This window comes from Burkholderia cepacia GG4 (genome assembly GCF_000292915.1).
GTDB classification, from domain to species: Bacteria; Pseudomonadota; Gammaproteobacteria; order Burkholderiales; family Burkholderiaceae; genus Burkholderia; species Burkholderia cepacia_D.
The window spans coordinates 1,737,349-1,749,088 of record NC_018513.1; the positions used below are offsets into that span (position 1 = coordinate 1,737,349).

The following is an 11,740-nucleotide window of genomic DNA, read 5'->3' on the forward strand; positions in this document are numbered from 1 at the left end:
CCATTGTTTGCCGCCGTATGAAACAGCCGTCCGCCCTGTCCGCACTCGTCGAAGCGCTGCGCGTATTGCCCGGCGTCGGGCCGAAATCCGCGCAGCGCATGGCGTACCACCTGATGCAGCACGATCGGGAGGGCGCGGAGCGGCTCGGCCGGTCGCTGCTGTTCGCGACCGAGCACCTGCAGCATTGCGAGAAGTGCAACACGTTCACCGAAGCGCAGATCTGCGAGGTCTGCAGCGACGAGGAGCGTGATCCGACGCTGCTGTGCGTCGTCGAGACGCCTGCCGACCAGATCATGCTCGAGCAGACGATGACCTACCGCGGGCTGTATTTCGTGCTGATGGGGCGACTGAGCCCGCTTGACGGAATCGGCCCGAAGGAAATCCATTTCGACCGCCTCGTGCGGCGTGCGTCCGACGGGATCGTCAAGGAGGTCGTGCTCGCGACCAACTTCACGAACGAGGGCGAGGCCACTGCGCATTACCTCGGCCAGACGCTGAAGGCGCGCGGGCTCGCGGTCACGCGCCTCGCGCGCGGCGTGCCGGTGGGCGGCGAGCTCGAATACGTCGATGCGGGCACGATCGCCCGCGCGATGCTCGACCGCCGCACGATGTAAGCCTGGCGCCGCCGGCCGGCGGCGCCGTTCCTCATGCCAGGGAGACACATGAGCACCAGCCAGGGCCCGCTCGCGGGCGTCAAAGTGCTCGAATTCGGGACGCTGATCGCGGGGCCGTTCGCGTCGCGGCTGTTTGCCGAATTCGGCGCGGAAGTGATCAAGATCGAGGATCCGAACGGCGGCGACCCGCTGCGCAAGTGGCGCAAGCTGCACCCGGAGCAGGGCGGTACGTCGTTGTGGTGGTCGGTCCAGGCGCGCAACAAGAAATCGGTCACCCTCAACCTGAAGTCGGACGCCGGCAAGTCGATCGCGCGGCAGCTCGCGCGCGAGGCCGACATCGTGATCGAAAACTTCCGGCCCGGCCTGCTCGAGAAGCTCGGCCTCGGCTACGACGTGCTGTCGGCCGACAACCCCGGTCTCGTGATGGTGCGCCTGTCCGGCTACGGGCAGACGGGCCCGTACCGCGACCGGCCCGGCTTCGGTGCGATCGCCGAATCGATGGGCGGATTGCGCCACATCACCGGCTATCCGGATCTGCCGCCGCCGCGCATCGGCATCTCGATCGGCGACTCGATCGCCGCGCTGCACGGCGTGATCGGCGCGCTGATGGCGCTCCACCATCGCAAGGTGAACGGAGGCATGGGGCAGGTGGTCGACGTTGCGCTGTATGAAGCCGTGTTCAACATGATGGAAAGCGTGGTGCCCGAGTACGGCGTGTACGGGATGGTGCGCGAGCGTACCGGCGCGTCGCTGCCGGGCATCGTGCCGTCGAACACCTACGCGTGCCGCGACGGCAGCATCGTGATCGGCGGCAACAGCGACCCGATCTTCAAGCGGCTGATGAAGGCGATCGAGCGCGACGACCTCGCCGACGATCCCGCGCTCGCACAGAACGACGGGCGCGTGCCGCGCACGCAGGAAATCGACGATGCGATCGCCGCGTGGCTCGCGCCGCGCACGATCGACGAGGCGCTGGTCGTGCTCAACGCGGCCGACGTGCCGGCCGGGCGCATCTACAGCGCCGCCGACATGTTCACCGATCCGCAGTTCATTGCGCGGCAGATGATCCAGCGGTTCAAGCTGGCCGACGGCACCGACATTCCGCTGCCGAACATCACGCCGAAGCTGTCCGACACGCCGGGCGAAACGCGCTGGCTCGGGCCCGAGCTCGGCGAGCATACGGACGAGGTGCTGCGCGGCCTCGGCTACGACGCGCAGGCGATCGCCGCGCTGCGCGACGCCGGCGCGATTTGAGCGCCCCCGCGGGGACATCTCTCGACGGGATTTCCTGCGGGGCAGAAATCCAGGGGCAGTCCGGCGTTTTCCTGAGCGCGCAGAACGCCGCCGCGCAATGCGGCGGCGCACCGTGCACGCCGGCCCGTACACGCCCGTCCGCAGCCGCCTGACTGTCGCTCTCGCGCCATCTTTCCTCGGTTACAATCGCCGGATGCGAATCCTACTCAGCAACGACGACGGCTATCTCGCCCCCGGTCTCGCCGCGCTCAGCGACGCGCTGCAGCCGCTGGCCGACCTCACGGTGATCGCGCCCGAGCAGAACTGCAGCGGCGCATCGAATTCCCTGACGCTGTCGCGGCCGCTGTCGGTGCAGCGCGCGACGAATACGGGTTTCTTCTACGTGAACGGCACGCCGACCGATTCGGTGCACGTCGCGTTGACGGGTATGGTCGACGCGAGGCCCGATCTCGTCGTGTCGGGGATCAACAACGGCCAGAACATGGGCGAAGACACGCTCTATTCAGGGACAGTTGCAGCCGCGACCGAAGGCATCATGTTCGGCGTGCCGGCCATCGCGTTCTCGCTGGCCGACAAGGGCTGGGCCCATCTGGCGGACGCGGCGCGCGTCGCCGCGGAAATCGTCGAGCACTATCTCGCCCATCCGCTGCCCGGTCAGCCGTTGCTGAACGTCAATATTCCGAATCTGCCGTACGACGAACTGAAAGGCTGGCAGGTCACGCGCCTCGGCAAGCGTCACCCGTCCCAGCCGGTGATTCGCCAGACCGACCCGCGCGGCGAGCCGGTCTACTGGATCGGTGCCGCCGGCGCGGCGCTGGATGCGAGCGAAGGCACCGATTTCCACGCGGTCGCAAACGGTTTCGTGTCGATCACGCCGCTCCAGCTCGATCTCACGCATACGCAAATGCTGCCTGCAACGCGCGAATGGGCGCGCGCAGGAGGGCGGGCTTCATGAGCGGCGAGCGCGCGAAGCGGTTCCCGCTCGCGCTCGAGGATCTCAAGCGAGCGCCACGCAAATCGGAGGGCCGGGCCGGCGAACGCCATGCGGCGAGCGCGGTGCCGAAGGCCGTCGACAAGCCCGCCGCCGTGCTGAAGCCGGTGGCGGTGAAGCCGGGCGTCGCCCGGGCGCTGCCCGGCACGGCCGCCGCGAAACCGGCGACCGCACCGAAGCCGACCGTGCTGAAGCCCGCGATGCCGAAGCCGGCCGTGCCGAGCGTCGCACCGGCCGGTGCGTTCGCGCTTACCTCGGAACGTGTGCGCGAACGCATGGTCGAACGCCTGCGCGCGAACGGCGTGACCGACCCGCGCGTGCTGGACGCGATGGCCGCGGTGCCACGCCACATGTTCGTGGATCCGGGTCTCGCGACGCAGGCCTATGAGGATTCCGCGTTGCCGATCGGCCACCAGCAAACGATTTCAAAGCCGTCGGTCGTCGCGCGCATGATCGAGCTCGCGATGGCCGGCCGCACGCTCGAGCGCGTCCTCGAGATCGGCACGGGTTGCGGCTATCAGGCCACCGTGCTGAGCCACGTGGCGCGTGACGTGTATTCGATTGAACGCATCAAGCCGCTCTATGAGCGCGCGAAGCTGAACCTGCGGCCGCTGCGCGTGCCGAACATCCGTCTGCATTACGGCGACGGGCGTGTCGGCCTGCCGTCCGCGGCCCCGTTCGACGCGATCGTGATCGCGGCGGCGGGGCTCGACGTGCCGCAGGCGCTGCTCGAGCAGCTCGCGATCGGCGGGCGGCTCGTCGCGCCGGTCGGCGCGCAGAGCGGGCAGCCCCAGGTGCTCACGCTCGTCGAGCGCGTTGCGCACGCGCAATGGCGAGAGTCGCGGCTTGATCGCGTTTTCTTTGTCCCTTTAAAATCCGGAGTGATTTGAAACCGATGAGTATGTTGCGCGCGATGCAAAACAACCGAACCAGGAAACCGCTCACCTTCGCCCAGCGCGCGATCTGTGTGGCCGCGTTCTCCACGCTGCTGGCCGCTTGTGCGACGCGGCTCGATAACGCGCCCGTCGTCGACCGCTCCGGTACGCTCGGCACGACCGCTGCCGCGCAGCCGGCGGTGCCGCTCGGCCCGCCGCCGCCCGGCTTTTACCGGGTGAAACCGGGCGATACGCTGTACCGGATTGCGCTCGAGAACGGGCAGAACTATCGCGATATCGCCGCGTGGAACAACCTGGCGAACCCGAACCAGATCGAAGTCGACCAGTTGCTGCGTGTTGCGCCGACGGCCGGCGCCGCGGTTGCCGGCACGCAGGTTGCCGCGCCGATCGGCGGCGCAGCCGTCGCGACCGCGCCGCTCAGCAGCGGTCCCGCAACGCCGGCCGCCGGCTCGTCCGCGATCACGCCGCCGGCTGCCGCTGCATCGAGCGATACGGCCGCGGCGCCGAGCGGCCCCGTGACGTTTGCATGGCCCGTGCGCGGCCCGGTGCTGAACGGTTTCGACGATGCCAAGAACAAGGGCGTCAATATCGGCGGTACGTCGGGCGAGGCCGTGAAGGCGGCGGCCGATGGTCGCGTCGTCTACTCGGGCAACGGCCTGCGCGGCTACGGCAACCTCATTATCATCAAACACGATGCAACTTACCTCACGGCGTATGCACACAATCGCGCTTTGATGGTAAAAGAGGGGGACGCGGTAACGAAGGGGCAGAAGATCGCCGAGATGGGTAATAGCGATGCCGACCGCGTGATGCTGCATTTCGAGGTTCGCCGGCAGGGTAAACCTGTCGATCCGCTGAAGTATTTGCCGCCTCAATAACCGAGACGACCATGCCGAAATCGAAGCGCCACGAGCCGCAAGCCGAGTCTGAGAAGATCAGTCGTGCCACGCAAGCATCGGTGGGGCGAGCTGGCGCTTCGACGGACGACGAAGACGACGTCGCGGAAAACGAACGTGATCTCGAGGCACGCGACGCCGAAGCGGACGGCGACGACGAGCGCGAAGGTCGTACGGAGGCGGCACCCGACGTCGACGATTTCCGCGCAATGCTGCAGGCCGAACTCACGGCCGACACGATCCAGCATTACCTGAACCGCATCAGCGTGAAGCCGCTCCTGACGGTGGAAGAGGAGCAGCGTTATTCCCGTCTTGCGAAGGCCGGCGAATTCGAGGCACGGCAGGTGATGATCGAGCGCAACCTGCGACTCGTCGTCAGCATCGCGAAGGGTTACCTGAATCGCGGCGTGCCGCTGCTCGACCTGATCGAGGAAGGCAACCTCGGCCTGATGCACGCGATCGAGAAATTCGACCCGACGCGCGGCTTTCGCTTCTCGACCTACGCGACCTGGTGGATCCGGCAGAGCATCGAGCGCGCGATCATGAATCAGGCCCGCACCGTGCGCTTGCCGGTGCACGTGATCCGCGAACTGAACCAGGTGCTGCGCGCGAAGCGCCACCTCGAAAAAAATTCGATGTCGACGGGTGAGGCGGCCGAGCGCCGCGAAGCCAGCATCGACGACATCGCCTATCTCACCGGCAAGACCGCCGAGGAAGTCACCGATATCCTCGCGCTCAACGAGCACACTGCATCGCTCGACGCGCCGCTCGACCTCGATCCCGCGAGCAGCCTGCTCGACCTGCTGCCCGACGACCAGAGCCAGTCGCCCGACGCCGAGGTGCAGCACCGCGAGCTCGAGACGCTCACGCGCGCGTGGCTGTCGCGGCTGTCCGACAAGCACCGGCACGTGATCGAGCGCCGCTTCGGCCTGAATCACATCGAACCGGCCACGCTCGAGGAGCTGGCCGACGAGATGGGGCTCACGCGCGAGCGCGTGCGGCAGATCCAGCAGGAAGCGCTGGTGCGCCTCAAGCGGTTCTTCGCCTCCAATGGCGTGCGCAAGGACGCCGTTCTGTAACTGATGACTCCGATTCTCGTTTTTGACATCGAGACCATTCCCGATGTCGACGGCATTCGCCGTCTGGAAGACCTGCCCGCGACGCTGGACGATGCCGCGGTGGCCGAACATGCGTTCGCCGCGCGCCGCGAGAAGACCGGCAGCGATTTCCTGCCGCATCACCTGCAGCGCATCGCAGCGATCTCCTGCGTGTTCCGCGACCACAACGGTTTCCGCGTGCGCTCGCTCGGCACGCCGCAGGACAACGAGGCGGCGCTGGTGCAGTCGTTCTACCGCGTGATCGAGAAATACACGCCGCAGCTCGTGTCGTGGAACGGCGGCGGCTTCGATCTGCCGGTGCTTCATTACCGCGCGCTCGTGCACGGGATTCCCGCGACCCGCTACTGGGATCTGGGCGAGGACGACCGCGACTTCAAGTGGAATAACTACATCTCGCGCTATCACTCGCGGCATACCGACTTGATGGATGTGCTCGCGATGTATCAGGCGCGCGCGAATGCGCCGCTCGACGCGCTCGCCAAGCTGTGCGGCTTTCCGGGCAAGCTCGGGATGGACGGCAGCCAGGTGTGGCCGGCATTCCAGGACGGGCGCATCGAAGAGATCCGCAACTACTGCGAGACCGACGTCGTCAATACGTATCTGCTGTATTGCCGGTTCCAGCTGATGCGCGGCGGCCTGACCCAGGGCGAGTACGCGGACGAGATCCTGCTCGTGAAGAACTCGCTTGCGCAGGAGCCTGCGTCGCACTGGGCCGAATACCTGGCCGGTTTCGACGCGTAGCGCGGCCGGGCCTCGCCGCAGGTCGCGCGATCACGCGAGTTCGAGCAGCACCGGCTGGTGATCCGACGCGCGCACGTCGCCGTCGATTTCGCAACGCGTGACGCGCGGCAGCAGCGTATCGGTCACGAACGCGAAGTCGCACACGAGCGGCCCCTCCGACCATTGCACCGTGTCGTAGACGCCGGCGGTCGGCGGCGGCGTGCGGCCCGGGTGCCGTGCGACCCACGCGTCGACGAACGGCGGCGCGTCGGCGATCGGTTCCAGGATGCGGCGGTACGCGTCGCTGCCGAACGCGCTGTTGAAATCGCCGCAGACGATCGCGTCGCGCGGCTGGCTGGTCGCGGCGAACGGCCCCGCGGCATTTTCCGCCAGCGCGGGCCGATCCGCGTGGGCGCAGGCTTGGCGGTGCCGGTCGCGCAACGCGTCGACCTGCGCGAGTCGCTGGCGCGCCGAATAGTATTCGAGGTGCGTCGTGACGACTCGCAGTGGGCCTGACGGCGTCTCCAGTTCGACGTCGAGCGCGACGCGCGGCATCGACGGTGCGCTGGCGTCGGCCGGCCACGGCAGCAACTGGCGCAGCGCGCGCCCGACCGGCAGCCGGGTCGCGATCGCATTGCCGAACTGGCGGCGCGCAGCGCCGGGTTCGAGCGCGGGCAGGTCGGCGCCGATTGCTTCGACGATCGTATAACCGGGCAGCAACGCCGCGAGTTCGGCGAACTGGTCGGGGCCGGGCCCGCCGGGCAGTGTGCCGAAGCCGCGGGTGACTTCCTGCAGGCACAGCACGTCGAAGTCGCCGAGCCGACGGGCGGCGGCGACGGTGCGCGGGAGGTCGACGACGCCATCCGCGTCCCGACCCCATTGAATGTTCCAGTCGATCAGTCTCATGGTCGGATCTCCAGCGAGCAGGGCGTGCGCCTCGGGCCGGTCGTATGAGGCGCCCGGCGGCTGGGCGATCGGGCGCGTGTCGGTGCGCCATACTTGCGTCAGCGGGGCGGCATACGCAACAGTATCGGCGCTGGCGCTACGCAAAGCAGGCGATGCGGGCTTTCGTCGTCTACAATCTCGCCTTCTTCAACGTTTTGTCAGGAAAAGCTGGTGTCCGAAGCCGTCCCCACTTCTGTGCGCAAATCGAAAAATGCGCCCGTCGCGCCCGGGCCTGCCCCGGTTCTCGAGATCGAATCGCTCGACATGGAAGCGCGCGGTGTCGGCCGCACGGTGACCGAGGACGGCACGCCCGGCAAGGTCATCTTCGTCGAGGGCGCGCTGCCCGGCGAGCGCGTGACGTATTCGAGCTACCGCCGCAAGCCGAGCTACGAGCAGGCGACCGTTGTCGACATTCTGCGCCCGAGCGTGCTGCGCACGGAGCCGAAATGCAAATTCTTCGGCACCTGCGGCGGCTGCTCGATGCAGCACCTCGACATGCGCGCGCAGGTGGCGATCAAGCAGCGCGTGCTCGAGGACAACCTGTGGCACCTGTCGAAGCTGCGCGCCGAGACGATGTTCGCGCCGATCCACGGCCCGTCGTGGGGCTACCGCTACCGTGCGCGCCTGACCGTGCGCAACGTCGCGAAGAAGGGCGGCGTGCTGGTCGGGTTCCACGAGAAGAAGAGCAGCTACGTCGCCGACATGACGAGCTGCGAGGTGCTGCCGCCGCACGTGTCGGCGATGCTCGTGCCGCTGCGCCGGCTGGTCGAGGGGCTGTCGATCCGCGACCGCATGCCGCAGATCGAGCTCGCGGTCGGTTCGGAAGTCACGGCGCTGGTGCTGCGCGTGCTGGAGCCGATCAATGCGGACGACGAGGCGCTGCTGCGCGCGTTCGCGGACGAGCACCAGGTGCAGTTCTGGCTGCAGCCGAAGGGCCCGGATACGGTGGCGCCGTTCTATCCGCTCGACGTGTCGCTCGACTATACGCTGCCGGAATTCGGTATCCGCATGCCGTTCAAGCCGACCGACTTCACGCAGGTCAACCATCAGATCAACCGCGTGCTGGTGGGCCGCGCACTGCGCCTGCTCGCGCCGTCGCGCGACGATCGCGTGCTCGACCTGTTCTGCGGGATCGGCAACTTCACGCTGCCGCTCGCGCGGCTGTCGCGCGAGGTGATGGGCATCGAAGGCAGTGAAACGCTGACGACGCGCGCGCTCGCGAACGCGCGCGAGAATGATGTCGACGGGCATACGACGTTCGCATGCCGGAACCTGTTCGAAGTGACGGGCGACGACCTCCGCGCGCTCGGCGCATTCGACAAGTTCCTGGTCGATCCGCCGCGCGAAGGCGCGCTCGCGGTGTCGAAGGCGCTGGCCGAGATCGCGCAGAGCGGCGAAGGCCCGCTGCCGAAGCGGATCGTCTACGTGTCGTGCAACCCGTCGACGCTCGCGCGCGACGCGGGCCTGCTCGTGCACGAGGCCGGCTACCGGCTGAAGGGCGCCGGGGTCGTGAACATGTTCCCGAATACCTCGCACGTCGAATCGATCGCGCTGTTCGAGCGCGACTGAGCCGGGCGGCGGACGTAAAAAACCGGCCCGCGGGCCGGTTTTTTCATGGTGTTCGGCGAACGTCAGTTGCGGTTGCCGCCGAAGATGCCGAGCAGCGCGAGCAGGTTCGTGAACACGTTGTACAGGTCGAGGTAGATCGCGAGGGTGGCCGAGATGTAGTTCGTCTCGCCGCCGTTCACGACGCGCTGGACGTCGAACAGCATGTAGGCCGAGAAGATCGCGATCGCGAGCACCGATACGGTGAGCATCAGCGCCGGCAGCTGCAGGAAGATGTTCGCGACCGACGCGAGCAGGATCACGATCACGCCCATGAACAGCCACTTGCCGAGCCCCGAGAAGTCACGCTTGCTGACGGTGGCGATCGTCGCCATCGCGGCGAAGATGATGCCGGTGCCGCCGAACGCGAGCATGATCAGCGACGGGCCGTTCGAGAAGCCGAGGATGAAGCTCAGCAGGCGCGACAGCATCAGGCCCATGAAGAACGTGAAGCCGAGCAGCACGAATACGCCGGCCGCGCTGTTCTTCGTCCGCTCGATCGCGAACATGAAGCCGAACGCGATCGCGAAGAACGCGAGCAGGCTCATCATCGGGCTCGTGGCCGCGAACAGCGAGAAGCCCGTCGCGACGCCGACCCATGCCCCCAGCACCGTCGGCACCATCGACAGCGCGAGCAGCCAGTACGTGTTCCGCAGCACGCGATTGCGAACCTCCGCGGTGCTGACGGAGCCGCCGCGGCCGAAATTGTACGGATAGTCGTTCATGGTTTCTCCTAACATGGAACGCGTGGGCGTCCGGGGCCGGTTCGGCGCACGCGGTGTGCGGCGCAGCAAACCGGAGCAGCTATGGCTAAGATACGTTCCGTGTCGCGAGGTTTCAATGGCCAGGCGGCACAAAACATATGGATTCTGAACCTTTCATGCGTGTAAGGGTTCAATCGCAATGATACACGGGATCGTGCTACAATAGCGGATTCATTTGAACCTGTAACTTCTTAATTTTTTGGAGTTTTTATGGCAATCGAGCGCACCCTGTCGATCATCAAGCCGGATGCGGTGGCAAAGAACGTGATCGGCCAGATCTACAGCCGTTTCGAAGGCGCCGGCCTGAAGATCGTCGCATCGCGCATGGCGCACCTGTCGCGTGCTGACGCAGAGAAGTTCTACGCGGTTCACGCAGCGCGTCCGTTCTTCAAGGACCTCGTCGATTTCATGATCTCGGGCCCGGTGATGATCCAGGTTCTGGAAGGTGAAGGCGCGATCCTGAAGAACCGCGACCTGATGGGCGCAACGGATCCGAAGAAGGCAGAAAAGGGCACGATCCGCGCCGACTTCGCAGACAGCATCGACGCGAACGCCGTGCACGGCTCGGACGCTGCCGAAACGGCTGCGGTCGAAGTCGCGTTCTTCTTCCCGGAAATGAACGTTTACTCGCGTTAAGCCCTGGCTGACAGCAAGTAGGCAGGATTCAGCGCAAGCGGCAAGGCAGCACATCATGACGAGCGAAACTTCCGTCAATCTTCTCGACTTCGATGCCGAGGGTCTTGTCGCGTACTGCGGCAGCCTCGGCGAGAAGCCGTTCCGCGCCAAGCAGTTGCAGCGCTGGATCCACCAATACAACGCCGGCGATTTCGACGGCATGACCGATCTCGCGAAGTCCCTGAGAGAAAAGCTCAAGGGCCGTGCGTCGATCGTGATGCCCGATATCGTCAGCGATCACGTTTCCACCGACGGCACGCGCAAGTGGCTGATCGACGTCGGAAACGGCAATGCGGTCGAAACCGTGTTCATCCCGGAAGAGACGCGCGGCACGCTGTGCGTGTCGTCGCAGGCCGGGTGCGCGGTCAACTGCCGCTTCTGTTCGACGGGCAAGCAGGGCTTTTCCCGCAACCTGTCGACAGCCGAAATCATCGGCCAGCTCCGGATGGCCGAATTTGCCCTGCGTGCGTCGCTCGGTCGCGCGCCCGGTCCGAACGGCAAGGCCGAACGGGTCGTCACCAACGTGGTGATGATGGGCATGGGCGAGCCGCTGCTGAATTACAGCGCGGTCGTGCCCGCGATGCGGCTGATGCTCGACGACAACGCATACGGCCTGTCGCGCCGCCGCGTCACGTTGTCGACGTCCGGCGTGGTGCCGATGATGGACCGCCTCGGCGCCGAACTGCCGGTCGCGCTCGCCGTTTCGCTGCACGCGCCGAACGATGCGCTGCGCGACGAGCTGGTGCCGCTCAACAAGAAGCATCCGCTTCGCGAGCTGATGGCCGCGTGCCAGCGCTACCTGAAAGTCGCACCGCGCGACTTCATTACTTTCGAATACTGCATGCTCGACGGCGTCAACGACACCGAAGCGCATGCGCGCGAACTGCTGGCCGTCACGCGCGACGTGCCGTGCAAGTTCAATCTGATCCCGTTCAATCCGTTTCCGGAATCGGGCCTCATCCGCTCGAAGCCGGAGCAGATCAAGCGCTTTGCACAGGTCCTCATCGACGCGGGAGTCGTCACGACCGTGCGCAAGACGCGCGGCGACGACATCGACGCAGCGTGCGGCCAGCTGGCCGGCGCCGTGAAGGACCGCACGCGCCTGGCGGAGCGAACGGGCGCAGCAGCAAAAATCATCGAAGTTCGGGCGGTTTGACGGGGTGCCTGGCCGGGGATGCCCGAACCATTTGGCGGTACAACACGCGAATAGCGATCGGTCGCGGCGCCTCGGCGCCGCGCATGGTATGAACAGGTGCGGGTGC

At 66.5% G+C, this 11,740-nt stretch carries 12 protein-coding genes; 10 read left to right on the forward strand and 2 right to left on the reverse strand.

Going from position 1 to position 11,740, the window contains the following annotated elements:
- The first annotated feature begins 17 nt into the window (after positions 1–17).
- From recR to GEM_RS07990, 7 genes are all read left to right on the forward strand, one after another.
- Positions 18–614: a recombination mediator RecR gene (gene recR, locus GEM_RS07960; protein ID WP_014896897.1), complete on the forward strand. Its 597-nt coding sequence runs from the start codon at positions 18–20 to the stop codon at positions 612–614.
- A gap of 48 nt (positions 615–662) precedes the next feature.
- A complete protein-coding gene (locus tag GEM_RS07965) occupies positions 663–1,868 on the forward strand; it encodes a CaiB/BaiF CoA transferase family protein (RefSeq protein ID WP_014896898.1) in 1,206 nt (401 codons plus the stop codon).
- A 193-nt stretch (positions 1,869–2,061) separates the two neighbouring features.
- Entirely contained in the window at positions 2,062–2,823 is a 762-nt protein-coding gene (gene surE / locus GEM_RS07970; protein ID WP_041490480.1) for a 5'/3'-nucleotidase SurE, read from the forward strand.
- Positions 2,820–3,749, forward strand: a complete 930-nt coding sequence (locus GEM_RS07975; protein ID WP_014896900.1) for a protein-L-isoaspartate(D-aspartate) O-methyltransferase — start codon at positions 2,820–2,822, stop codon at positions 3,747–3,749. The genes surE and GEM_RS07975 overlap by 4 nt, the downstream gene beginning before the upstream one ends.
- A 5-nt stretch (positions 3,750–3,754) precedes the next feature.
- A complete protein-coding gene (locus tag GEM_RS07980; RefSeq protein ID WP_014896901.1) occupies positions 3,755–4,633 on the forward strand; it encodes a peptidoglycan DD-metalloendopeptidase family protein in 879 nt (292 codons plus the stop codon).
- A gap of 11 nt (positions 4,634–4,644) precedes the next feature.
- Positions 4,645–5,730, forward strand: a complete 1,086-nt coding sequence (gene rpoS, locus GEM_RS07985; RefSeq protein ID WP_014896902.1) for an RNA polymerase sigma factor RpoS — start codon at positions 4,645–4,647, stop codon at positions 5,728–5,730.
- 3 nt (positions 5,731–5,733) lie between these two features.
- A complete protein-coding gene (locus GEM_RS07990) occupies positions 5,734–6,510 on the forward strand; it encodes a 3'-5' exonuclease (protein WP_014896903.1) in 777 nt (258 codons plus the stop codon).
- Positions 6,511–6,540: 30 nt separating this feature from the next.
- Here the strand turns inward: GEM_RS07990 and GEM_RS07995 are convergent, their stop codons facing one another.
- Positions 6,541–7,395, reverse strand: coding sequence for an endonuclease/exonuclease/phosphatase family protein (locus GEM_RS07995; RefSeq protein ID WP_014896904.1), 855 nt, complete (start codon positions 7,393–7,395; stop codon positions 6,541–6,543).
- 210 nt (positions 7,396–7,605) lie between these two features.
- Between GEM_RS07995 and rlmD the strand changes: the two genes are divergently transcribed.
- Positions 7,606–9,003: a 23S rRNA (uracil(1939)-C(5))-methyltransferase RlmD gene (gene rlmD, locus GEM_RS08000; RefSeq protein ID WP_014896905.1), complete on the forward strand. Its 1,398-nt coding sequence runs from the start codon at positions 7,606–7,608 to the stop codon at positions 9,001–9,003.
- Between the two features lie 62 nt (positions 9,004–9,065).
- Here rlmD and GEM_RS08005 read toward each other — a convergent pair whose 3' ends face one another.
- The gene (locus GEM_RS08005; protein ID WP_006761414.1) at positions 9,066–9,764 is read right to left on the reverse strand and encodes a Bax inhibitor-1/YccA family protein; all 699 of its coding nucleotides are present in this window, start codon (positions 9,762–9,764) and stop codon (positions 9,066–9,068) included.
- 249 nt (positions 9,765–10,013) lie between these two features.
- On the opposite strand from GEM_RS08005, the gene ndk reads away from it, so the two are divergent.
- Positions 10,014–10,439, forward strand: a complete 426-nt coding sequence (gene ndk / locus GEM_RS08010; RefSeq protein ID WP_011352265.1) for a nucleoside-diphosphate kinase — start codon at positions 10,014–10,016, stop codon at positions 10,437–10,439.
- A gap of 55 nt (positions 10,440–10,494) precedes the next feature.
- Entirely contained in the window at positions 10,495–11,634 is a 1,140-nt protein-coding gene (gene rlmN, locus GEM_RS08015; protein WP_014896906.1) for a 23S rRNA (adenine(2503)-C(2))-methyltransferase RlmN, read from the forward strand.
- Positions 11,635–11,740 lie beyond the last annotated feature (106 nt).